This window comes from Ectobacillus funiculus (assembly GCF_004138295.1).
In the GTDB taxonomy this organism is placed as follows: Bacteria; Bacillota; Bacilli; order Bacillales; family Bacillaceae_G; genus Ectobacillus; species Ectobacillus funiculus.
On record NZ_SCFM01000002.1, the window covers coordinates 145300 to 170309 of the forward strand.

General features: G+C 39.0%; 21 protein-coding genes and 1 pseudogene. 13 read left to right on the plus strand and 9 right to left on the minus strand.

The annotated features are described in order from the left end of the window. Positions 1-2: 2 nt before the first annotated feature. The 4 genes from EP737_RS00875 to EP737_RS25915 all read left to right on the plus strand — a co-directional run bounded on the left by EP737_RS00875 (position 3) and on the right by EP737_RS25915 (position 3605). On the plus strand, positions 3-2009 hold the full coding sequence (locus tag EP737_RS00875) for a cbb3-type cytochrome c oxidase subunit I (RefSeq protein ID WP_129726041.1): 2007 nt from the start codon (positions 3-5) through the stop codon (positions 2007-2009). A gap of 6 nt (positions 2010-2015) precedes the next feature. Then, positions 2016-2627 carry a cytochrome (ubi)quinol oxidase subunit III gene (locus tag EP737_RS00880; protein ID WP_129726042.1) on the plus strand — a complete coding sequence of 204 codons (612 nt, stop codon included), beginning with the start codon at positions 2016-2018 and terminating at the stop codon, positions 2625-2627. After that, positions 2628-2951: a cytochrome C oxidase subunit IV family protein gene (locus EP737_RS00885; RefSeq protein WP_129726043.1), complete on the plus strand. Its 324-nt coding sequence runs from the start codon at positions 2628-2630 to the stop codon at positions 2949-2951. A 339-nt stretch (positions 2952-3290) separates the two neighbouring features. Beyond that, positions 3291-3605 carry a hypothetical protein gene (locus EP737_RS25915; protein WP_205650846.1) on the plus strand — a complete coding sequence of 105 codons (315 nt, stop codon included), beginning with the start codon at positions 3291-3293 and terminating at the stop codon, positions 3603-3605. Positions 3606-4038: 433 nt separating this feature from the next. Here EP737_RS25915 and EP737_RS00890 read toward each other — a convergent pair whose 3' ends face one another. The 3 genes from EP737_RS00890 to EP737_RS00900 form a co-directional block, all read right to left on the minus strand. Next, positions 4039-4272, minus strand: coding sequence for a hypothetical protein (locus tag EP737_RS00890; RefSeq protein WP_129726044.1), 234 nt, complete (start codon positions 4270-4272; stop codon positions 4039-4041). A 46-nt stretch (positions 4273-4318) separates the two neighbouring features. Then, positions 4319-4762: a hypothetical protein gene (locus tag EP737_RS00895; protein WP_129726045.1), complete on the minus strand. Its 444-nt coding sequence runs from the start codon at positions 4760-4762 to the stop codon at positions 4319-4321. A 1151-nt stretch (positions 4763-5913) separates the two neighbouring features. Beyond that, positions 5914-7113, minus strand: coding sequence for an esterase-like activity of phytase family protein (locus tag EP737_RS00900; protein WP_129726046.1), 1200 nt, complete (start codon positions 7111-7113; stop codon positions 5914-5916). Between the two features lie 533 nt (positions 7114-7646). Here EP737_RS00900 and EP737_RS25290 point away from each other — a divergent pair. The 4 genes from EP737_RS25290 to EP737_RS00915 all read left to right on the plus strand — a co-directional run bounded on the left by EP737_RS25290 (position 7647) and on the right by EP737_RS00915 (position 11636). Next, positions 7647-7796 carry a hypothetical protein gene (locus EP737_RS25290; RefSeq protein ID WP_165350640.1) on the plus strand — a complete coding sequence of 50 codons (150 nt, stop codon included), beginning with the start codon at positions 7647-7649 and terminating at the stop codon, positions 7794-7796. 108 nt (positions 7797-7904) lie between these two features. Further along, complete coding sequence (locus EP737_RS00905) at positions 7905-9449, plus strand: spore germination protein (protein WP_129726047.1); 1545 nt, start codon at positions 7905-7907, stop codon at positions 9447-9449. Beyond that, positions 9430-10530, plus strand: coding sequence for a GerAB/ArcD/ProY family transporter (locus EP737_RS00910; RefSeq protein WP_129726048.1), 1101 nt, complete (start codon positions 9430-9432; stop codon positions 10528-10530). Before EP737_RS00905 ends, EP737_RS00910 begins: the two co-directional genes overlap by 20 nt. Beyond that, complete coding sequence (locus EP737_RS00915) at positions 10527-11636, plus strand: Ger(x)C family spore germination protein (RefSeq protein WP_129726049.1); 1110 nt, start codon at positions 10527-10529, stop codon at positions 11634-11636. Before EP737_RS00910 ends, EP737_RS00915 begins: the two co-directional genes overlap by 4 nt. 48 nt (positions 11637-11684) lie before the next feature. On the opposite strand, the pseudogene EP737_RS26135 reads toward EP737_RS00915, so the two are convergent. Further along, positions 11685-11819: pseudogene (locus EP737_RS26135) on the minus strand (group II intron reverse transcriptase/maturase); the annotation flags it as partial. 528 nt (positions 11820-12347) lie between these two features. Here EP737_RS26135 and EP737_RS00925 point away from each other — a divergent pair. Further along, the gene (locus tag EP737_RS00925) at positions 12348-12737 is read left to right on the plus strand and encodes a cupredoxin domain-containing protein (protein ID WP_129726050.1); all 390 of its coding nucleotides are present in this window, start codon (positions 12348-12350) and stop codon (positions 12735-12737) included. Between the two features lie 409 nt (positions 12738-13146). On the opposite strand, the gene EP737_RS00930 is transcribed toward EP737_RS00925, so the two are convergent. Then, entirely contained in the window at positions 13147-14742 is a 1596-nt protein-coding gene (locus tag EP737_RS00930; RefSeq protein WP_129726051.1) for an acetolactate synthase large subunit, read from the minus strand. Positions 14743-15326: 584 nt separating this feature from the next. Beyond that, on the minus strand, positions 15327-16742 hold the full coding sequence (locus EP737_RS00935) for a PQQ-dependent sugar dehydrogenase (protein WP_129726052.1): 1416 nt from the start codon (positions 16740-16742) through the stop codon (positions 15327-15329). A gap of 338 nt (positions 16743-17080) precedes the next feature. On the opposite strand from EP737_RS00935, the gene EP737_RS00940 reads away from it, so the two are divergent. Beyond that, on the plus strand, positions 17081-17638 hold the full coding sequence (locus EP737_RS00940) for a thioredoxin family protein (protein ID WP_129726053.1): 558 nt from the start codon (positions 17081-17083) through the stop codon (positions 17636-17638). A 177-nt stretch (positions 17639-17815) separates the two neighbouring features. On the opposite strand, the gene EP737_RS00945 is transcribed toward EP737_RS00940, so the two are convergent. From EP737_RS00945 to EP737_RS00955, 3 genes are all read right to left on the minus strand, one after another. After that, positions 17816-19456, minus strand: a complete 1641-nt coding sequence (locus tag EP737_RS00945; protein ID WP_129726054.1) for a bifunctional metallophosphatase/5'-nucleotidase — start codon at positions 19454-19456, stop codon at positions 17816-17818. 119 nt (positions 19457-19575) lie between these two features. Further along, positions 19576-20664 carry a HupE/UreJ family protein gene (locus EP737_RS00950; protein WP_129726055.1) on the minus strand — a complete coding sequence of 363 codons (1089 nt, stop codon included), beginning with the start codon at positions 20662-20664 and terminating at the stop codon, positions 19576-19578. A gap of 300 nt (positions 20665-20964) precedes the next feature. After that, the gene (locus tag EP737_RS00955) at positions 20965-21381 is read right to left on the minus strand and encodes a DUF1284 domain-containing protein (protein WP_129726056.1); all 417 of its coding nucleotides are present in this window, start codon (positions 21379-21381) and stop codon (positions 20965-20967) included. 350 nt (positions 21382-21731) lie between these two features. Here EP737_RS00955 and EP737_RS00960 point away from each other — a divergent pair, with 350 nt between their 5' ends. The 3 genes from EP737_RS00960 to EP737_RS00970 all read left to right on the plus strand — a co-directional run bounded on the left by EP737_RS00960 (position 21732) and on the right by EP737_RS00970 (position 25006). Then, positions 21732-22037, plus strand: coding sequence for a YciI family protein (locus EP737_RS00960; RefSeq protein ID WP_129726057.1), 306 nt, complete (start codon positions 21732-21734; stop codon positions 22035-22037). Positions 22038-22547: 510 nt separating this feature from the next. Beyond that, a complete protein-coding gene (locus EP737_RS00965; RefSeq protein WP_205650847.1) occupies positions 22548-22988 on the plus strand; it encodes a hypothetical protein in 441 nt (146 codons plus the stop codon). A gap of 44 nt (positions 22989-23032) precedes the next feature. Then, positions 23033-25006 carry a patatin-like phospholipase family protein gene (locus EP737_RS00970; protein ID WP_129726059.1) on the plus strand — a complete coding sequence of 658 codons (1974 nt, stop codon included), beginning with the start codon at positions 23033-23035 and terminating at the stop codon, positions 25004-25006. Positions 25007-25010 lie beyond the last annotated feature (4 nt).

Genomic DNA, 25010 nt, shown 5'->3' on the forward strand with positions numbered 1-25010 from the left:
TCATGAATACTTCGCATTTTTTTGTTACAGGCGATCCAATGATATATGGTGCAGACGTTTCCATTGCTTTGGCAATGGTAGCTATTATCGTCTCTCTCACCAGGCTAAAAAGATGGGGCTGGCTATGGAGAGAATGGCTTACAACAGTTGACCATAAAAAGATCGGGATTATGTATTTATTAGCTGCTTTGCTTATGCTCTTCCGCGGCGGGGTGGATGCGATACTTATGCGTATACAGCTTGCGGTTCCAAATAGTCATTTTTTAGCTTCTGACCACTATAATGAAATTTTCACCACTCATGGAACCATTATGATTTTATTTATGGCAATGCCTTTTATGTTTGCCTTGTTTAATATCGTTGTACCGTTGCAAATTGGTGCTCGTGATGTTGCCTACCCATTACTAAATGCCATTAGTTTTTGGCTGTTCTTCATTGGAGCCATGCTTTTTAATATTTCTTTCGTGATTGGCGGGTCTGCAAGTTCAGGGTGGTTATCTTACCCGCCTTTATCTGAACCAACCTTTAGCCCGGGGCCTGGTCAGAACTTCTGGATTTGGGGTGTTCAAATTTCCGGTATCGGAAGTTTGGCTACCGGAATCAATTTTGCTGTTACCATTCTAAAAATGCGTACACCATCCATGCGCTTAAAAGATATGCCTTTGTTTACATGGTCTGTTTTAGCAGCATCCATTGCCATTTTAGGGGCATTCCCTATTCTGACTGGTACATTATTCATGTTAACAGTCGATCGTTTACTTGATGGACATTTCTTCACCATGACCAATGGGGGGAATCCAATGATGTATGTCAACCTGATTTGGATGTGGGGTCATCCTGAAGTGTACATCGTTGTCTTACCTGCGTTCGGAGTATTCTCTGAAATAGTGGCAACCTTCTCTAGAAAACGAACCTTTGGATACAATTCGATGGTCTATTCCATGATTGCGATTGCCGTCGTTTCCTACTATACATGGGTTCATCATTTCTTTACAATGGGTGCCGGTATTGATGTGAATATTACATTTGCCATTTGTACAATGATTATCGCAATTCCAACTGGTGTTAAAGTTTTCAACTGGCTGTTTACGATGTATCGCGGACGTATCGAGATTTCGGAGCCATTGCTTTGGTTTTTAGCGTTTGTTCCAACCTTTGCCATTGGTGGTGCAACTGGTGTCATGCTTGCAGCAGCACCAGCAGACTATCAATACCATAATAGCTATTTCCTAATTGCCCACTTTCACCAAGTGTTAATCGGTGGTGTCGTGTTCGGCTATCTGGCGGGTATGTATTATTGGTTCCCAAAAATTTTTGGTTTTGAATTAAATTATACCCTCGGAAAATGGGGCTTTTGGTTATGGCAAATTGGTTTCTATGTTTGTTTTATGCCTCAATATGCTCTTGGGTTTATGGGTATGACACGGCGTGTTTATATTTATAATCAAACCGAGGGCTGGGATATGGGCTGGGCTCCGCTCAACTTGATTTCTTCCATTGGTGCGTTCGTAATGGGAATTGCATTCGTCATCCAAGTTTGGCAAATCCTTTACAGCATTCAACATGGTAAACGTGATGTCACAGGTGATCCTTGGGATGGTCGAACATTAGAATGGTCGATTCCTTCTCCAGCGCCGCTATACAATTTTGCCATCATCCCAGAAGTAAAAGGTCGTGACTCTTGGTGGTACAAGAAGCAAGAAATGCAACAAGAAGGATATAAACAAGAAACTCCACAATATGAACCTATTCATATGCCGAAAAATTCAGGTATCGCTTTTATCATGTCGTGCTTCTTCTTTATAGTTGGATTTGGATTTACGTTCGAATGGTATTGGATGGGCTTTGCCGGATTAATTGGTGTTGCGTTAACACTATACGCACGTTCTTTCCAATATGATACGGATTATTACATTCCAGTGGATGAAATTGAACGAACGGAAAAAGCTTTAAGGAAGCATTCCCCTGCAATTCAAAAAACATCAATGGAAGAAACATTAGGGAGGTAGTAAGTAGTGTCACAAAGTGTTTCTGCGCAAGCCTCTGGCCATGGTCATGATCATGGTCATGTAGACCAGGGGCAATTGAAAACTTTAGGGTTTTGGATTTTTCTTGTAACCGACTGTCTCTTGTTTTCTACATTTTTCGCTGCTTATGCTGTGTTACACGAACATACAGATGGCGGATTTACGGCTCATGATTTTGATGTTACTGGGTTTATCCTTGAAACCTTCATTCTTTTAATTAGTTCCTTTACGAGTGGATTAGCAGTGTTGGCCATGCACAAAGGAAAGAAAAATTCCCTGATTGGCTGGTTAATACTAACGGTTCTTTTAGGTGCTGCATTCATCGCGCTTGAAATCAATGAGTTTACAAACATGGTTCATGAAGGGGCTTCCATTTCTAGGAGTGCGTTTCTTACTTCGTTCTTCAGTCTTGTAGGACTGCACGGGGCGCACGTTTCGTTCGGTATTATGTGGATGATTGGTTTGATAATACAGCTTGCCCAAAGAGGCATTACAACAGTGACTAAAGGTAAAATCTCGATTATTAGTTTGTACTGGCACTTTTTGGACGCCGTTTGGATCTTCATCTTTACTGTTGTCTACTTAATGGGGGTGATGTAAATGGCAAATCACGAACATACTGAACATACTGAACATACTGGGGCCATGAAGTCATACATCATCGGTTTCATTTTATCAATTATTCTGACAATCATTCCACTTATTCTTGTATTGAATCATATGATGGCCAAAAAACTGCTGACGGTTAGTATCTTGATTGCTGCTATTTTGCAATTTGCCCTTCAGCTATTCTTCTTTATGCATATTCGTGAGGGAGACGGACCAAGATACAATGTAATGGCATTAATTTTAGGTTTGGTTTTCGCTGTAACAGTCATCCTTGGTTCCATATGGATTATGGCATTTAACTATGTGGTTCAATAGAATCTGGGCGTCCCAACGAGGTAAACCCACGATGGGTCATGGAAGGTAAACACGAGGGAGTGGGGGGTCTATGGCAGTTATCCCGAAAATTAATCGGGATTCGCCATCTTTATTAAGTTGCTTGACTCAAACCATTTCTTTGTATATAGAAGTGATGAAACCTAGAATCTTATTTATGCTAGGTTTTATTTCCCTAGGCGCTTGCCTTATACAAGAAGGGTGAATATACAAAGGCAGGCATTCCGATGATGCCGGTAATTATAGGCCCCCGTGAAACCCAAATTTAAAGTCTTATTTATATGATACTTTTATTTGTTTGTTCCATCGTCCTTTACATAAATGGGAATTTTAATACCATTTACCTTGCCGGTGCCATCATGTTTAACAACGTTCTCTTATGTTGCACTTGAGAATGTGGCAAGAGGAGGATCATTTAGTTTTTTGGGCAAAACGGATGTTTATTTGCTCTTTTTTCTATATATTAGGGGTGTTTTCAACTCTGGTAATTGGAATTTCGTAGACGGAAAATTAAAAAACAATACGATCACTAAAAAGGAGGACAAGATGAATTACGGACTTTTTATTATTCTTGGTTTATTTGGTGTGACTTTTATTTTATCCACTATTATTTTTAAAAAATCAATGAAAGAATGAATGGTACACATTATTTCTATTCAAACGCGAACTTTACGACAATTATTGGTGGACTTTCGACATTTTTTCGTGATGTACTACCATTTTGAGGTCAAATACAACAATTTTTCATGTTATACGAAATTTGAGGCAGCTTACGACAATTCTTCACTGCTTATCTATAAACAGGGGAATAAGCCAAACTATTAAGGGCTTTGTTGAAAAATCTGACAAAGCCCTTTTTTATGCAGGAACGGATCCATGGGAATGGTACGTTCTTATTATTCAGTCATCAATTTATAATACATATATGAGGATAACCCCACTGCTGCTGCAAACAACCCTAAATAGCTAACTGTATAATAAAGACTCTCCATTTTGCGCCCCCTTCTAAAAAACAGTTTAAGGTCTGAATCAGATTAGAAAAACAGCTCTATAGTAGCATTGAGAGAACTCATTCTTTGTACGAATAATCTCTATGTTGGATAGATCCTAGAATGGCACCGAAAATGAAGGTAAATCCTGCACCGGTAAAACATCCAAGTGCAACGTTAAAATGGAAGTTTTCATCCATTGTCCAAGGAATTCCATCCATTGTCCATGGGTGACCCGTAAAAAGTTCATACAACATGAAAAGAACTCCCACAATGACTTCCAGTATCGTTAATTTTATAGTCCATTTTGTCATATTATTTCCTCCATTGTGCTTGGGATATATGTGTGTTAAGACTTCATTATTTGGTTGATAACACTGAAACGCCCAACATAGGTGCAATTTCTTTGAGATTATTACGATTTAACACGATCAGCTCGTGGATTTGGGATTTATCCTTTTTGGAAATTGCCTCTGTTAGCTCATCGTATTTTTCATCGATACCATTGGCAAATGTTTTACTCTTTTTGGCAATGATTGAAGGCAGGATGGCATCGTGAAATTCATCGTCAAGGTTACGAGAAAGGGTCTTTGCTGCAGCATAATCCTCTTTCGCTATAAGTTTGTCCATCAATCTAAACCCATAGAACATATCTGCGAAAGGCCTGGATAGCGATCGTTTAGCGTAAGTCATTTTGTAATCCGATTGAGCATTAAGTTCATTATTGTTTAGTGTATTTCCACAACCCGCAACACTTAATGTTAGTAGTGTTCCCATAATGGTGATCAATATTTTTTTACTCATCTTTTGGCTCCTTTTTTATAAAAGTAAGGATAAAAAATCAGGAAAACTTGACATAATAGTGATAAATCCATTGCTGTTCTATTATTCCCATTCATAAACTTTATTATCATAACTAACACAAGTTCACATTACATTTTCTTTGTTGCCCAATGATCCTGTCTGTGAATTTGGATTTCTCTTTTCGGTATAGAGATGTTACATATCAGTCCTATACCCTTGAACTTTTGGGGGCAGGGTGGCAGACAAACTTTCAATCCACCTTTCCCGGTCTTCAACTAACCTTTACGATGAAGAAAAAAGATGCGATCACCTTAGCAATCCCATCTTAAATGAAAGCGTATATTGTTATGATGAAAGTTTAACCATCGAGCTTCACCCGCTGCGCGGATTTTCATCGTAAATCTCAAATTGTATCAGGCCTAAATTGTCTGCATAGGCTTTATTGAAGATACGTTTTAGCTTTTTCTGGTTGATATTTCTGAACGACTAATAGATTCAATTTTTCGTTTCTCCCACATTAGAGTAAATTAAAAACAGAACAAACCAGATCGGACCTATCGCTGCAATCCCTCTTACAAAGCCAATTAGAAAATCTAACATATATTTCCACCCTCTCATTTTTGTTAGTAGACGAAGGAAAGGAATTGTTGTTCCCATTCCCAAAATTCTAGAATTCTTCGATAAATAGACTCTTACTGTTCATCCATCTTTTGTGAAATGATAAAGAGAACTGACTGCAAAGGAAGAAATAGAAGGATGCAAAACGTTGAATCTTACGAAATGAATGGCCTGGAAAATTGGATTATTAAAGCTTATGCGTATACTAGAGGTTAAATGAATGCGTTTGCAATAGCGAAGATTAAAACAGGCAGCTTTATGCGTTTTTTAACCGAGGACATACATTAATATCGAAAACGTATCCATTAAAAAACTAAAGACAAAAAGAAACATAAATTTTTTAACGCCAGTTTCATTCGTTTTGGACTAGGGGAACTGGGGGAACTACAGATTTTTCAGGTTGCTCTTTACCTAAACAGATGTTGACATGCTGAAGGAGTAACATGAGATGAAAAACTAAGGGCATTGTAGGATTTTTAAGAAGGAAGCCCTACGAGACATCCCCATAGGGCTATTATTGACCATCAAAAAAATTATTTAGGATAAACATCGAATGCAAGGAATTGTGTCACTTGGGTTGAATTAAAGTTATTGTCTGAAATGAGGACGAGGCTGTCATGACCATTCTCAAGCTTTGCTCCCCATGTCATGCCTTCAATGTTATCTAATTTTGGTAAATTAAGTGTGTTAAGATTGAGAACAAGTTCTTTTGAGACAGGTTTAAAATCTCCTGAAAGCAGTGAATCCATCTGGCTGATGTTTGAAGCATGACGCGTATCGACCTTATAGATGCGAATGTAGTTTGAATAACTGCCATCTGCAGCTTGTACACCTGAACGCTCAAGCATTAAAAACTCATGATTGTTAATGGTGAGCATTTCAGAAACACCGTTATCAGCGCTTTTCCCTTCCCCCGGTTTAGCTGGAATAGCGGAAACAGGGTAAGCATATTGAGCAAGGATATGGCCTTGTCGATTGTATTTTGTAATACGTGAGTAACCCCCTGCATCGACTGTTGGAATATTTCCGTCCTGGAAAAGCGGAGCTTCCATGGATGTAAAATAGAACTCTCCATTTGGTGAAAACGAACTCCCTTCAAGTGCAAGATTATTCCGAAATCCATGGTTAGATCCGATAGTAAACTGTGCCGGGATTTGAAAGGATGAGAGATATTGACCGTTTTGTTGTGCCTGGTGAATAAGGGGAACGAGATCAAGATTGCGATCACCTTCACTTGTGTACCAAAGGTTGTGGGTCCTAGGATCAAAGCGTATAGATTCAAAGTCGGGTACAATACCCTTTTGGTTAGTAGCATACTGGCTGCGATTAGGGTAAGGTGTTCCATCTGGTTGTTTTAACGTAATCGCATCTATTAGATTTACAGAGTTGAAATGACTAGAGTCATAATTTAGCTGCCCGGTGTAAAAACGGGCTGGAGCTAAATCAGAACGGTCATCACTAATCATGATCCATTTTTTTGTCTGTGGATCATAATCGATACCAGAAAGCCCGCCAACAGGTGTACCATTAAAGATGGCATCATTTGCAATACGTTGTTCACCAATAAAAGATAAATGACCAACGGAATGGTGTTCCACAACTGTCTTTTGGTGTTCATACTCATTTACAGAAACCTGTGAAGGGGAAACTGTTTCTGCAGAAGCTATGCTAAGCTGGGAAATCAATAATAGATTTGCAACTGTTCCACCAGTTAAAAGTTTTGTTAACTTCATCCATCTACACCTCTTCCTTATACTTAAAATAATAACTAATCAAAACCAATGTGGACTCATCATTACCGTTGTTATATTCAATCATAGCTATTATAAAATAGCAGATAGCTAGTACAGAGGTTTTTTGGGAATATTTACTTAATATTAATAAAATTTACAAACGATAGAAGGGGACATTCGGGAAATCTTGATGATATGAATACTTCCGCCGAAATACGTGAAGAACTTCATAAAAATGTATTCTAGGTAAGAAGGGAAAAGACAGTTTGTTCGGAGATGGACCGATTCAGGTTCCGGTAAAAAGTGCCGAATAATAATTTAATACAAATCCAAAGATGGGGCATTTATGCTCCATCTTTTTTAGTACGCCCGGCATGAGTGTAGTCTCTAGGATGAAAGTCCCGAACCGTGAAGGCAGAAGTAGTGGTTAGCTTAACGCAAGGGGGTCCATGGTGACGCGGAACCTGAAGGAAGCGAGCGGCAAACTTCCGGTCTGAGGAACACGAATTTCATATGAGGCTAGTTATCATTAGATGAGTTTGCAAAACAAAACAAAGTCCTTTCTGCCAAAGGTGATAGCAGTAAATGAAGCAGATAAGAAGGCTGCGGATATGTTTAATCATTTGTTTGATGAAGAGGAGAAGCGGAAGGCTGCTCACTTTGAAGATCAGCTTCTTTTTTAAAAGCCTAAAAAGAAAAAAGTATCCAAGTGGATAGGGACATCTATAGTACATAGTTATACATTTTGTGGGGAAAAGTAATGGAAACTTTATGATAATGGAGTAAAAAGAATGAAACTCATTTCCCTTATTTTCAAAAACTTCATAAAAAGGGATTTCAAAACCAAACCTTCCAATCAGGGATCTCAATCTTTTAAAGAGGTATTCCATGCAATAGATGATAATACTTCTTTCTTTAAACAAACCTTTTCTAGCTCACATGATTTAAAAATTAAGGAATTAAATGTAGGAAATAACCGTGGAATTCTTGTTTTCTTAGATACAATGGCAGACTACGAAAAGATTCAAGAGAATATTTTAAAACCTGTTATGGAAGCGGATGGCGTACTGTTCGCAGATGTACTGAAATCTACTTTTACGAAATCAGATAACCTCATCAAAGCTCAAAATGAACTTTTAAATGGGTCGTGTATTATGTTCTTTGATGGTGTCCAAGGATTTTACATACTGGATGTTGCCATTTCAAAAGATCGGTCTATCACGGAACCTGATAATGAACAAGTGATTCAGGGATCTCATGAAGGTTTTGTTGAAAATCTTATGACAAATCTCCATTTAATTAGGAAAGCTATAAAAACTCCAAATCTAAGATTGGAGCATGTATCAGTGGGTGACCAGATTCAATCCAAAATATCCCTTGTTTATAGGAAAGACCTTGCAAATAAAGAATTAATCAAAGAATTCAAACGGAGGATTAATCATATCTCTATAGATTATATACCCAGTTTTGGATTTCTTCAGGAATTGATTGAAGATTCAACATGGTCACCCTTTCCGCAAATTTTATATACAGAGAGAGTAGATCGTGTTGTAAGTCATTTGAATGAAGGAAGAGTGGCAGTTTTCCTCGAGGGGAAGTCTTCTTGTTTACTTATACCAGTCACGTTTTTTGCGTTCTTCCATTCGCCTGATGATTATAATTCACGCTGGATGATTGGATCGTTTATTCGTTCCTTAAGATTCTTGAGCATCCTTATTGCAATTAATTTACCTGCTGTTTACATTGCCGTAATTGGTTTTCATTTCGAAGTACTGCCTGATGATTTAGTTCTCCCCGTAATAAGTTCAATTAGAAATATACCATTCCCACCTTTAATTGAAGCACTTGTTATGGAATTGACAATTGAGCTGATTCGAGAAGCGGGGGTACGGCTTCCATCAAGAATAGGACAAACCATTAGTATTGTTGGAGGGCTTGTTATTGGTGATGCGGTTGTCCGTGCAGGTCTAATTTCGAATACAATGATTGTTGTTGTTGCCATAACAGCAGTTGCAGCATACAGCATTCCTACAACTGCAATGAGCGATGCTGTTCGATTTTTACGTTTTCCTCTTATGGTTCTTGCTTCAACATTTGGATTTGTAGGGATTGTCTTTGGAACTATAATTATTTTAGCTCATTTATGCAGACTAGAATCATTTGGCACCCCGTACTTTGCACCTTGGGCTCCGTTTCGATTAAAGGACATGAAAGATACTTTTATCCGTTTACCTATCTGGAAATTCAATACACGTCCACTCGATTCAAAACCGAACACACTGGATAGACAATCTTTGGCAAGAGGGTGGAAGTTTAATGGAAAAAAGCAAAAATAAAATCACGAACAAACAGCTTGTCTTTATGATTATCCAAGCCCAAATAGGTGTAGGGATACTATCTTTGCCACAAAATGTGGCATTAGTTGCCAAACAGGACGGCTGGATTTCCACTTTAATAGCAGGGGTTATCACACAGGTGATTATCTGGGCCATGTGGGGACTTTGCAGAAGATTTCCTTCCTTATCTCTGTACCAAATACTCCCGAATATACTAGGGGGAGCCGTCGGGAAGTTATTCACTCTCAGTTATGTACTATATTTTACGGTGACAGGGAGCTTAGTTTTAGCAAGATATAGTGATATCTTAGATAAATGGGTTTTACCGCGGACTCCTAATTGGATTACTATGCTTTTAATACTATTAGCCTGCATTTACATGGTTAAGGAGGGTTTAACGAGCATAGCAAGATTCTATGTACTTGTATCTCCAATCCTGATTATACTCATAGTGTTGATTTCGTATAGCATGAAAGATGCGAACTTCTTATATATCTTTCCAATAGGTGGTAATAGCATTCAAACGATATTTAAAGGTTCAAAAGAAGTAGCCTTCTCCATGTTAGGTTTTGAGCTTTTTCTATTTATCCATCCATTTGTGCAATCTTCCGGGAAGGATAAGCTTAAAGCCATTACAACAGCAAATATTTTTGTCACATTCTATTATACCTTTATGGTGTTTGCCAGCCTTGTCTACTTTGAAACCACTACTGATATCGCACTGACTCCAGAGCCATTATTATATATGATTAAAGCATATTCGTTTCAGGTTCTGGAAAGGACGGACTTATTTTTCTTACCACTATGGCTCATAGTCGTTGCTACTTCCATTGCGAACTGGCTATTATTATCTGCAATGGGTTTGGCCAGCCTTGTTAGAAAAAAACACTATGCCCCGTTTCTGCCAGTTGTAGCAGGAATCAATCTAGTTTTGGTTCTTTTTCTTGATCGGGAAAGGGACTTTGAAAAATTTGATCAATTTCTTGGGCCAACTCACTATATTTTTATTGTCATAATACCTGTACTTTTATTAATACTTTCACTTGTTTTGTCGAGAAAAGAAGAGGTGAATAAGGCATGAATGGTAAACTGCCTATCTTTTTCCTTCTTTGTTTATTACTTGCTGGATGTTGGGACCAGCACTTGCTGAAAAATGCGGTATTGGTACAGGCTCTAAGTTATGATTTATCAGATGATGATGAATTTTTATTAGGGATCTCCATCCCTATTATCGACGAGCCCTCTGGGGGACCGCAAGCCTTGGTAAAAAGTGAAACATTTTCTGCAAGAGGTCATACACCAAGAGATAGCCGGCGAAAAATCGCCCAAGAAATATCTGGAGTATTAGATACATCCAAGAATAAATTAGTCCTGTTTGGTGAACGGATGGCTGCTACCGATATTTATCCTTCATTAGATGTTATTTGGAGAGATCCGAGAAATTCATTAGGGGCCACACTAGGGGTTGTAGAGGGAGAAGCACTTGATTTGCTTAATATAAAGCCGAAGCATGAGACAAACGTAAGCGAATATATACAAGACGCTCTAACTAGCGCAGAAGAAAACTCGATTATTCCAAATGAAACGCTCCAGACACTTGCTTCAGAGATGCTGGATCCGGGAGAAGATATTGTCCTGCCATATCTTAAAATGAACAATAAGAAAAGTGCGGTAGTGATTGGACTTGCCCTAATGAATGAAAGAAAATATTCGGGAAATCTAGCACCGGAAGATTCAACCCTCCTGCTCTTATTGAAAAACAAAAAAGGAAAATACGCACGATTTACAAAACAAGTGAGTAGAGAAAAGCAGAACAAATTAAATAATTACATTGCTTTTAATGTCCAACGCATGAAAAGAAAACTAAGGGTTCAAGTGAAAAATGGAAAGGTTTCTGCTAAGCTAAATTTAGAATTAAAGGTAAACGTGGAAGAATATCCAAAAGGAGATATCCCAAAGCAAATAGAACGACTAAACAAGGTATTATCAAAAGAGCTCACAAAAGACGCGAAACGGGTTATAACAAAACTACAGCAGGGAAATTGTGATACATTTGGAATAGGGAGGAGATTGATGGCGTTTTCCCCAAAAACTTGGAAAATGCAAGCTAAAAAGGATTATTTTAAAAACATAAAATTTGATACTAATGTGAATGTTGAAATCATCTCACACGGTATTGTCAAGTAACGAGGGGACTAACCCTCGCCCCCACGTACCGTTCGGTAGGCGGCGGTTCTATATGATAGACATGAGAGTTTCATAAGGAGCGTACAGACTTTTCAGCCCTCGACAATTCCAGTAGGAGTTATCGAGGGTTTTGTGTAGAATTGGGCTGCATGCAATCCTTCAATATTTCTTACTGGAGTTTCCCTATTGGGTACTACCTGCTAAACCTAGATCATAGACTTCCTTGGAAATTTTATCAATCTCCTCATTAGATTAGAACCAGCAACCTCCATCCTGTCAAGGTAAAGGGACGAACAGGATTATAAGAGTTGCAGTTGATTTAGTTGGTATGAAGGCTCTTTTTATCAGTTTTCATACGATTTTGTTGTTAAAGTTGAGATATTTGATGCAGTTTTACTATCCAACGGTATTTCACTACCAAGTTCGCCACTAACCTTATTTTTGTAAGTGTCTTCTCAAACTGTATTTAAGCTAAATCTAGCCATTAATGTTATTTTGAAGATACTTATAGTTAACATAATAATTTTATAGTTATCTAAAAACAAGCAATATGTTAATAAAAATATAAGGAAGAGGGAGGACAAAAGTGCTAAGTATTCTTAAACGGAGAGGATAAAGGAGTTACTATTTGAAAGTACACAGGAACCCAATTTATAGTGATAATATTTAACATATTAGAAAAAAATAGTAACTAGAAAGGAGGGATTGCGAATGTCTGTGAAAAAGTGGTTAACAGGATTAGTCGTTTTGCTTGCGATGATTGTGGTTGTGACAACTTCAGGCTCACTCGGCGTATTTGCCGAGTCCAATGTTGTAACACAGCCTATGGAGACGGCGAAAACGATCGAGGTCGAGTTGAACGATGACTACTTTAGCCCAAAAGTCATCACTATTCCCAATGGAGCAACGACAACGTTGATATTGAAAAACAAAGGTAAGAAAAAACACACCTTCACCGTGGAAAAGCTCGGAATTGACGCCGAAATCCAGCCAGGAACAGAAAAAAACATTACCACGAAACCGGAAAAGCCCGGTACATATGAACTGACATGTCGGTACCATTTCCAGGAAGGAATGGTTGGAAAGGTAATAGTCAAATAAAAAGCAGGGCCAAGGGGGCCTTGCTTTTTTAACACTGTAGGAGAGTATAAATTTCTAGCTAGAAGTGATTCGACATAATCAGAAATTTTAGGAACACAGTGTAAGTGCAACTACGTCTCTGTTTCCGCCCAAGAGCAGGGCTTGCCAGTCGGTGAGTTTTCTTTAATAGGCACAGTAACTTGCTTATTTAAACCCTAACATCATTATAAGGCTAGTTATCATTGGATGAGTTTACATCACAAAACAAGTCCTTACTGCCAAAGGTGATGCAAAGTATATGAAGCGGATAGATAGAGGGAAAGACTACGCTCTTATAAGACACATAGTCCCCCTCCTAGAAAAAGCATTTATTTCTAAGCACTCAAAGAGAGCGCTCCTTATTCCAATCCAGCTAAAATAGCCACTACAATCAATTTTGTATTACAATGTCAATTAAAACGATCTCCCCTGAACATTCCAGAGCCTCTTTCAGGATGCTTTCAAATTCTGCTATATGTTTCGCTCGTCTTCCTTTGATTCCAAAACTGGTTGCCAATTGGACGAAGTCTGGGTTTTGGAACGTTACTCCGTAGCTGGCTCCAAATTTTTTGTCCATCATTTGTTCTTCAATTTTTAACATACCGTCATTGAGCACTAGAATAATGAACGAGAGTCCTAAGCGTTTGGCGGTTTCGATTTCGGAAATATTCATCAACGCCCCGCCATCTCCGGTGATGCAAATGACTTGGGCATCTGGGCAAGCTAATTTTGCACCAATGGAGCCTGGTAAAGCGATTCCCATTGAAGCTAGACCATTTGATATAATGAGTCCATTTGGCTGTTTTGGCTGATAGGTGCGGGCGATGGATACTTTATGAGCTCCTACATCAGAAAGGACAATCGTTTTTTCGAAAGAGAGTGCTTCAATACTATGTAGAACATGTTCAATTGCAAGTGGCAGGTCAGCTGTCTCTTTTTGTTTTTCCTTGATGTGATAGGATTGTTTGATTTGTTCTCGAAGATTTCCAGCTGGAACCCATGGTTTAGCTGGGATATCAAGTGTATGAAGGGATCGAAGGGTCTGCTTTACATCCCCAACTAACTCAATTTCAACGGGATAATATTCATCCACCTCGGCTGGCAATGTGTCAATATGTAGAACTGGTATTCTTTTTTTATTCCACTCCTTTGGCAGCTTCTCCACAAAGTCAAAGCCAATGACAATCAATAAATCAGCCTCCTGTATGCTGGATACTGCTTTATCCGCTTCATTGAATCCAAATGTAAAGAAGTTAAGAGGGTGATCTTTTGGCAATACACCTTTTGCCATATAGCTATGGATAACAGGTGATTGGAGCCGTTCTATAAAGGTTTTTAGCTCATCCGTAGCTCCTTGCCTTAATACTCCGTTACCAATTATTACAAAAGGTCTCTGATGTTGATCAATAAGCGCACGGGCACTTTCTAGGGCTTCCTGGATAGGGATATTTACCGGTAGAGGAGTGATCGGCAAAGGCTTACTGGTAATCATTTGTGTAGCCAAATTCTCCGGCAATACGATTGCGACGGGACCCGGCTTCTCCATGCTTGCTGTTTTAAAGGATTTTCGAATGATTTCAGGGATTGTTTGTGCGTCTTTTACTTGAATGGACCATTTTGTAACGGGCTCAAATATTTTTACAAGATCGACGAATTGGTGCGAGTCTTTATGCTGTCTTTCGAAGGGGGCCTGCCCCATTAATGCTACAACAGGGGAGTGGTCTAGATTTGAACTTGCAATACCAGTTAGTAAATTGGTAGCTCCGGGCCCTAGCGTTGCTAGACATACTCCCGGCTTACCTGATAGTCGCCCGTATACATCTGCCATAAAAGCAGCTCCTTGCTCATGTCTAACATTTACAAACTGAATTTGCTTTGAGTGGGATAAGGAATGAACTAAATCAAGCGTTTCTGTACCAACTATTCCAAAAATATATTCAACTCCCTCCGCTTCTAAACATTGAACGAATACATCTGTTGCTTTCATATTGTCCTCCTTTAAGGCGATGTTTGTTAAAGCATTACATGAATAAGATAGAGCGTCATAACTTTCTCTTCCTAAGTAGTTTGAGCCAATTCACTTATAATCAGTAAGGAAGGGGAAATATTTTTCTAGATGCTGTGACATGTATTTTGTGTTGGTGTAAAGCTGGTAGCCATGCTGAGCTGAGCCAAGTATTAAGAACTTTATCAAAACAAATGCAGATGTGGCGAAACATCTCATTGGTGGGAAAATAGGAATTATTGATAGAACTAGAGGGGGATGTCAATATCGATGAGGGCGCTATTGTCAATGTAAATGGAGCAGGGGCTTGTGCATACAGAGATGAGAAAGGATACTTACATCTCGTCGAATCCAGTTGTACTCACATGGGATTGTCCTCGTCATGATTCGGGGGTTTCGGTAGATGGTGATGTAAGGGAGGGGCCGGCGGAAAACCCTCTGAAGAGAGAGAATAGAGCTAGAATAACCTTTAGTGTCTAAGAGGATTGACCATCACTCGGTTAACGATTAATCAATTATTTATAAACAGTTAATCCAAAAAGACACTGAGGAAGCTCAGTGTCTTTTCATGGAGCAATTTCAAAAACAGTACCTTTGTTAAAATCAGTCACTTTCATAGAGCCATAAACCCCTAAATACAATCTGGTTTGGTCCAGATTCGTTCCTAGATTAACATAATAAGCAGATTGAGACCCAAAATCATAATCGGTTTCAACCACACTAAAATCATTTAGTTTACAATCTGTTCTTACCCTTGTATAAGCTAAAACCCCTCTAACTGGGGTTTCAGATTCTTCCTTCCGGGCAAGATCGGTAAACACAACGCTTCCCGTTAAAGCAGGGATTTCTTTCCCCATATATGGCTGGACTCCCGTAAGTGCCGTTCCCCCAAACTTATCGGGTCGGGGATCATTATGGAAATAACTAGTTAAAGGCTGAATCCGCTTCACTGAAGTTTTAATTGCTTCATTATAATAAGCAATTGTTTTCTCAGCCAAAGTCTGATTTGCAGAGCAGTCCCTTATAATCGAAGTAGGAAAAGCACCTTCCCACCCCCGCCAACCAAAGTTAATAAATCCTTCTTGGTCAGGTTCAAATCTCATTAAAGAAGCCTGAATAAGCTGAGTAACCGGTATTGGTTTATAATGAACGAATGAAAAAATTGACTCTACCAAATCCTGTCCGACATTTCCCACATATTTAATATACTGATTATAATACCTTTGAAATGAAATTCCGGGTATATTGCGAACCCCTTTGGCAATTACCGTAAGGGTTTCCTGAATAGGTGCGGGAAGTTCATTGAAACGTGTGACTACGGGTGGATTATAGCTAGATGTATTCCTATCTACATCAACCTCAATTATTTTACCGGCTATTTCCATGTCATCCTGGCTTAAATTAAATGGATCATAGCCTGATCCGCCATCTCCGGTTGTTAAAATAAGTTTTCCTGTTTCAGGTGAAAAGTTTAAGCTATTGACACCATTATGATTAGAAAAAGGTCTTCTTAAGTTAAGTAATGTCCGCCGTTTTAGAGGTTGGCCATTCGATTGTAAAATCCATTCTTCAACTGTATCAATATGATCATATTGAGTTTCTCTATTTATCCACCTTCGATTTAAAGTTTTGGGATCACACGGGTTAGGGTTAGAAGATTCAGGAAGAGCGCCTGGACCCCGTGTTCCAGCTACTGAATAATGAAGATAAAACAGACCGTTATAATAAAATTTAGGATGAAACGCTAGCCCTAGCAATCCTCGCTCATCATAACCACCACCAGAACCACCTAGTTTTATGATTTGCGGGCGAATATCTAAAAAAGTCCTAATATCCCCATTTCCTATATAAAAGATCTCTCCTACCTGGGTTGCAATAAATAATCTTTCAATTGAGTCCCCTGGAAGTATAGTTGTTTTCAAAACAGTGGGTAAATTTATCCTATTTACAATAGGGCGTAAACTAACCTTAACTTTTATCAACTAACTTTACACTCCCTCTATTGTTTTCTTTTATTTTTTAAGAAAGTATAAATTTCTAGCTAAAAGACAATTCGACGTAGTGGGAAATTTTAGGGATAAAGTATAAGTAGGGCTACGCCTCTGTCTCTGTCTTCGCCCAAAGGCAGGGCTCGCCAGTCGACGAGTTTCCTTTATAAGAATATGATTAGAGCGGTTCTATTAGTACCAAATGAGGGCTGCGGAATCTAACAAGGCATTGCAGTAGGGGACATGTAAGTGGGTAGCAAGCTTGCATTTTTGCAATTCATAGCCATCAGCAGTAAGATAAAAATAAAAATGAGAATGAAAGAGGTGTCTACATGAAAACAGAACAAGATTATTTTGAAGAAGGAAAGTCAATTCAGGCTTATATGAATGAGATGAGCTCATTAAAAGAAGAAAGTCTTGCTGTTTATGAGCAATTTCAACTGCCCACAGATGGGCTTGTTGAAAAACTAGAACAACATCGTCTTCATTTCTTAACTATTACAGAAGACTGGTGTGGAGATGCGATGATGATTAATCCTATTATTCGCAAATTGGCTGAAGCTGCAAATATTGAGATGCGTGTTGCATTACGAGATGCAGATACAGATTTGATTGATCGTCATTTAACCAATGGTGGACGCGCAATCCCGATTATTTTGTTATTCAATAATCAAGGACATCTGCTAGGAAAATGGGGACCCCGTGCACCTGAGGTTCAGCAAATAGTTGATGAACTTCGTGCAACACTACCACCAAAAGAGGATCCTTCTTTTCCAGAAAAACAAAAAGAAATATTTGGCTCTTTAAGGAAAAGATATGTAGAAGATCCAACTCTTTGGTCATATGTTTACGATAGTTTTAGAGAGACCGTGTTGTCTATTCTCAAGTAAACTAAAGAAGATTTTCCTTCAGAAATAATCAATATACAAATAAAAAGCACCGTTTCGTATGAATAGGAACGGTGCTTTGCAACAAGATAACTTTTTATGATTGTATAACATTTTCACAGGTCATTGAATGCTCTGCTTCCAGAGGTTTAAAAATATAACAGCTCTCCTAACGTTTGGTTATTGAATTTTCTTAACTCGTTCTTCAACCAGCGAAGTAAATGGTTGCTTCAGCTGCCTTATATAATTTTCAAACACATCGATGTCAAACGGACCGTCCACTTTGTCTGTTCCTTCACGTAAAACAGTGAAATCGTCACCGCCGTTAGCTAGGTAGCTGTTTACCGTAACAGTATATTTTGCTTTAGGATCAATAGGGGTCCCGTCAGTGCGGAAGATATCAATGACTTTGTTTCCACGATCTCTAGTTCCGTCCCAGGTGTATTTCAAGCCGGAAATTTGCAGCATACGAACTCTTCCTTGCTGCTGCCATTGTTGATTTAAGAGGCGTCGGATTTGATCGCCGGTCAAAGTCAATTGCACGAGATTTTCTTTAAATGGTTGAATAGTGAACAACTCTCCCCAGGTGACTTCCCCAGCTGTGATGTCTGCTCGAATTCCACTAGGGTTCATAAAAGCGAAGTCAGAATTCATGGCTGTTCGTTGAGAATCGGCAATCAGATTTCCTAAAGCGGATTCACCGTTTTTATTCCGAGTGCCGGTAATGTCGGTTACAGCCGTTCCAACGACTTTATTAACGGTAGGAGTGACTTGGGCTTCGTACTTTTTCATCATTTCCTTGATTTCCTCATCCGGTTTAATGGCGTCCTGATAGACGGTCACAATTTCAGCTTTTTTGGTTACGATATCTTTAGTTGCCGGATCAATCTCCAGGTCGACGTCGGAGAAAGCTGTTGCGTAAGAATACGCTTGAACAAGCAGCTTTCCGTCTACTTCTGTGTTAAGATATGTGTGGGTATGACCAGTGAAGATCACGTCTACTTCATCATCTATCTTTTTAGCCATATCAATGATTTCCCCGGTAGCGGCACCATTCGGGGTAGACTGACTGCCGCCATTGTGCGCAAGTACGACAATAGCTTTAACGCCTTGTTTTTTGAGTTCTGTAACCGTTTGGTTAATGGCCTGCACTTCATCTGTGAATTTCACTCCTGCTAATTCACTGGGAGGCACGATCTTGGGTGTATCGCTTAGTACAACGCCGATAAATCCAATCGGTATGCCATTAATTTTTTTAATTTCAAAGGGAGGAAGGATCGGCTTACCCGTGTTTTCGTCAATGACGTTCGCGCATATATATGGGAATTGAGCCCCTTCAAAGTATCCTGTTTTCGGGTTGGTCCCGCCGTGGATGAGCCGCATCATTTCGCCTACTCCCCGATCGAATTCGTGATTCCCTAATGTTCCTACATCAAAGCCCATTTTGTTCAACACTTCAATCGTCGGTTCCTCTTGCAGCAGCGAAGATACAGGTGCGCTTCCGCCAACCATGTCACCTGCATGGACCAAAAGGGTATTTTTGTTTTCCTTTTTCCTTTGCTGCAAATAGGCAGCGAGATATTCCACTTTGCCTACATACCTTCCGTTAAATTTGCGGGTCATTTCCAATTGTCCATGCAAATCGTTAATGCCGAGTAATTGTACTTGAATGAAACGGTTCTTATCATTCTCGGTGTATTTGGGTGCGCCTATCGTTTTAGAATTCCCGAAGGCCAAAATAAAACCCGCAGCTAATGTGGTCGTAAGAACAAAAGCAGGGACTGCTTTTTTCAATGCGTTCCAATTCGAAGTTCCTCTCACTCAGTTCTCTCCTCCTAATCTTCTACTAGGCTACTACTTTAGCATAAGGAGGAATTGTTAAAAATGGTTAATTTTACCATTAATATTCAGTTAAATATATAATTGATTAGTGATCAATTTCAGGTGAAAACACGCATCACAAACCAATACGTTCCCGCAAGCCCTACAAGGATGGAAGCGATCTGTACAGTTTTTGGCCACCAATGAAAATTTTCCACTTTTCGCAACATAGGGTAGATGCAAACCACAATAAGCAATTGCCCCAATTCAACTCCAAGGTTGAATGTAAGCAGTGCAGTGAGTTCATGATTCTTAGGCAACCCAATTTCCTGCAGAACTCCGGCAAAACCAAATCCATGAACCAATCCAAAGGCAAGCGTTAAAGCCCACCGGTGCTGATGCTCCTTCGAGAAAAGATTTTCCAACGCCACGTAACAGATGGTAAGAGCAATCGTTGCTTCAACAAAACGGGAAGGCGGGGACACTACGTCAAAGGCTGCTAGCATGAGTGTGATGCTGTGCGCAAAAGTAAAGGAGGTGACGACGGTCACCATACTTCGAAAATTCATTTTTACTAATAAGAGAGCAAGCAAAAACAAGATATGGTCGTACCCGGTTAAGATATGTTTGAGTCCAAGCTGAATAAACTGCCGAGCTGTGTCAAAAAATCCTGGGGCTTGCCCAAATGTCCCTGTCCACAAATTTTTATCTTTAGAAAATATATACTCAAATGATTTTCCATCTAACGATTGGAAAGTGGCTACATTCGTATGCTTGTTTTCGGACCGTTCAAAAAACAAATTATAAAGGATTGACACTGTTCCAATCTTTGCAGAATCCTTAAATAATAAATCTATCTGAATCATTGCTAGTTGGGGGACCGATTGAGCTACATGGGTCATGGGCAAAATGCGACCGTTATTTTTCACTATCAAGCCTTTTTCAATGTAGGGACGGATTACCTTACCGTAGGCGTTTTTCAATTCGTCTTGATCGACTATCTCATCATGATTGGTATCCACGCCGGGGAATTCGGTGATGGATAACGAATCGATAAGGAGGCTGATTTTTACACTATCTCCGTCCGATACGATTTTGGCAAAGCCGTAGCTTCCGGCATGTGCGAATGCTCTATAGCTATTGGAGGATAAACAGAAAAATCCCAGAAAGATGATAATCGAGATAAGCAGTAAATATATTCTTTTCAATGTGAGTCCTCCTAAGACTTACTCAATAAATGAAAAGATTAACATGTTAGTAATATGAGAAAGAGTGAACTTAGAAGAAGAGAATAATCATTTATAGGAAAAATAGGTTCTCATAGTTCGGAATTGAGTTGTTCGACAAGATCAATCTTGCTCGGGGCCTTCATTTTGCTAATTACGGCACAAGTCTTCGGCAAGCTATTTTGAGCAGCACGGAAAAAACATATGAGATTAATAGTTAATTTATTCCTATGTAGTTTGATCAAGAGCAAAACGGAATTACGAATAAAAAAGGGGAAGGGCTTATCTAAGTTTCCTTAAGCCCTTCCCTTCATGAATCTCTTGAATACCTTCCTCACAAACTCCATATGAACGCCAGGAACAAGTTTCACATACAATTTGAATATCAGAGGGGGTGACAAACTTTTGGATACACGACTCAATGTCTTTCCAACTTAAAATTTTTCCGATTTTAAGCCCCATTTTCTCTAAAATAAGGGCATCCCTTTCATAAATATTGTCGTCTTGGCAGTGGTATTTACCTGAGTTGGGGTATTTTTCACACAATTGATCGGGTCCCTTTACAAGCTGAATTAACGTTGTAGGGTTATCTCTCAGGGTTTGATGCAAATATGTCATATTTTCCACATATTCTTCGGAATAGCCCATTCCCCGATAGCCTATAAGGCAAAAAAGATGATGACCGCGCAGCTTATACATATGTCTCCCCCAGTTTACACGTTCAATTACATTTAAGAGTTAACTAAAGAATATTATTAGTTAACACGTATGATTCCTTCTAACATATCACATTTGTATAAAAAACTTAAATACCATAGCCATTGTTCCTTGTGTAACGAATAGGAGCACGATAATGGAATAGATTAAAAAAGGAGATTTATGTATAATGAACGAGTTAAACAATCGTATTTTACTGCGAACTGCATAATGTCTTAGACTAGCTTAATCGACGGTAAATATATAGCTACAATATTCAAAATGAATACAGGAAACATAATAGTGAATAAAGATTTCAAAATGGACAAATTTAGTAAAAGGAGAAGGGATATATGCAATACATAGTTACAGCTTATGACGGCACTGATGAAAAGGCAATTGACAGAAGATTAATGGCAAGGGAAGAACATTTAAAATCCGTCGAAAGAAGATTTAAAGAAGGACAGCATTTGTATGGTGCAGCGATCCTTAATGATGAAGGAAAAATGATAGGATCAATGATGATCGTAGATTATCCATCAAGAGAAGATTTGGATAATTGGCTGAAGGTTGAACCTTATGTTGTGGGGAATGTGTGGCAGAAAATAGAAATACAGCCTTGCAGAGTAGCATCCACATTTATGGAACTTTATGATTGAAGAGGTTCACTAAGGCTAAGCTTCCTGATGATGAAGAGAGGAAGAAATAGTTGTTTTGTATGGAGCTGATAACCGATTAGGATCACTATTTCTTTTTTGCGTGCAAATTTAGAAAACGGCAAATCTCTAATATGTAGAGCATATGGCGGCGCCTGAAGCCATCAAAACTCCGAGAGCAGATTTAGTACGATTTCTTGATGGGTGCGATTTGGATAACCGGCTGGACTTAGAGACAAAAATAGGAGTAAGGAAATGGCTAAGCATAGGGTCTAGTAAAGGGGACTTACGCTTAGTTTTTTCATTTTTAGGAGGGGGAATTTTCCTCCAATTATCTCTCTGATACAATAGAATCATATAAGCAGAAAGAGAGGTGCGATGGTGACCCTTTATTTAAAGCGCAGCTGGCATTGGATAGATTATAGTCTTGTATTTTTTCGGTTGTGCTGGTACATAATAAATCTTTTTATTATTATTTCCACGGCTCCTTTCAAGCCAAATGAACAATATTGGATGGTTATCCTGTTTACTGCTTCCTACATTATTCCGCAACTCTTTCATCTTCCGAATAGGATATCGTCCTCTGGCTTTATTTTGTCAGAGCTCATTTTAACCGGGAGTTTATTTGTTTGGGCTACCAATTATTCAGCTTATGTAATTGATTTTATGTGGATCCCGATTTTATCGATTGCTTTTCTCTCTGCAACGCGAACACAATGGTGGGCAGCGGCAGGAATTTCAATATTGCCATTATGTATTTTTGTAATTGGCAAACCAGCCGCAGAGTTGTTCCTTCAATATATAGTGGCACTTATTTTATTTGGAACAATGGGATTAGCGTTTCGTTTTCTTTTACAAAAAAATGAAGAGCAAAAGGCTTTAGTGAAGGAATTGCATATCAAAAACCAACAGCTTAGGAGGAAAATAATTCATTTAAGTCTCTACCTATACTAGACTCGATAGAAATACAGTACATTTTAAATATAGGAGGTGTAAACATGGGGGAAAGCGTACAAGGCTGCAAGCTTGGATTGGCATTATCGGGAGGAGGCTTTCGGGCTGCGTTGTATCATATCGGGGTCCTTGCGCAGCTTGCCGACCGCGGTCTGTTAAAGAATATCGAGGTAATCTCTACAGTTTCGGGTGGATCCATTATTGGTGCTATGTATTATTTACATGTGAAACAGCAGCTAGAAACAAAGGTAAATGAAGAAATAACAGAAGAAGACTATGTCAATATTGTAAGACAGATAGAAGTGCGATTTAGGAAAGTGATCCAAAGTAACTTATTTGCCCGTACGTTTCAGACATTTTCTGACAACATCCGTATGCTAAGTCCAGACTACTCACGTAGTGACCGGATCGGTGAGCTGTATGACGAATATCTGTATAGACCTCTAATTCAAAGGGATAGTCTGCAGAATAAAGGGATGGTCAAAATGCATGAATTGCTCATCACTCCTAAATCTAAACGTGAGCTTCCTATACCTTTTCAACCGGATCAACATAATAACCTTTTGCAAAATGCAAAGGTGCCTGTACTTCTGCTGAACACGACGGTACTGAATACGGGGAGCAATTGGCGTTTTGAGGCAGTACGTATGGGCGATACGCGGCCAAGCGACTATGATCAGCGGCTGCGTGAATTGGATATTGACAAAAATTCACGGCTAATGCGAGCGGATAGTTATTCTAAAATCCCTGTTGACCGCTTGCGTGAATTTGAACTTGGCTATGCTGTAGCGGCTTCGTCTGCAGTACCGGGTGTGTTCGTGCCGGTGGCGATGAGCGGCATGTATGAGGATATGCGTATACAATTAGTGGATGGAGGTGTCTATGACAATCAAGGCGTACAGGGATTGCTGGACGCCGGGTGTACACATATGATCGTTAGTGATGCATCAGGACAAATGGATGATGAATTAGAGCCAAGCCCTCACGCGGCACAAGCTTTTAGCAGATCATTTTCCATTTTAGGAAAACGATTGCGGGAAGAGCAAATGTATCGAGTGATAGAAAAGCATGAGGAATCAAGATTGGTATATATACATTTAAGAAAAGGTCTTGCTGTCGAAGAGAAGCCCTTTGTTAATTTTAAGGAAAGTGTTGAATCTAGAAAACAAGAAGAAATGGATGGTTGCGAAAATATCGGTGAAAAGGATTTTGGCATACATCCACTGGTTCAATTGAAGCTCTCCAATTTACGTACACATTTAGATAGCTTTTCGGATGTAGAGGCATTTTCTTTAATGAACGCTGGTTACAATATGATGCAAGCAGAAATTGAACCGATGTTAGCTTATTTTAATGCGAAAGAGTCACCTATTTCTAATCAAAAATGGAGCTTTCAAAATGAAACTTTGCTCAGCCAACTGGAAAAACCAAGTGATGCGTTCTTACGTATACTGAGTGTTGGCGAGAGAAAAATTGGCAAAACACTTCTTTTGAGTAAAGAGGCGTCCATTATGACCGGAATGGCAGCAATAGCTTTGTTGGTCTGGATATATTGGAGACTTGCAGCTTTACATATATCCATATTTACAATATCCTTACAGGAGCATATAGATAATATTTTACAAAGTAGTTTTTTGGGATTAGATATAAAAAAGGTACTTAATAATCTTATCCCTAATGAAAGGCTTGAGTTAGGCATTTCAAAAATTCCTAAAGAAGTGCCAGTCTCCGCCGCGGGGTTATTTGTTGGAATCATCTTGCTCCTGATTTTGATAGCAGTGGATTTCTATTATGGAAACAAAGTCATCAAGGGAGTTGCTCGTCTTCTGCAAATACATACTGAAAGGTTTAAGACAATCGTTCTTGCACTTACCAGTATCATAATTCGTCTGTATCTTTGGATTTGTACTCCGTTATTCAATCGGTACGGCACCTTGGGTAACCTTCATGAATTAATTGAGAAAGAAGAGAAGAAAGCAAAAAAGCAGAGCAGTAAAGGATATCCCATTTCTAAATAAGCTG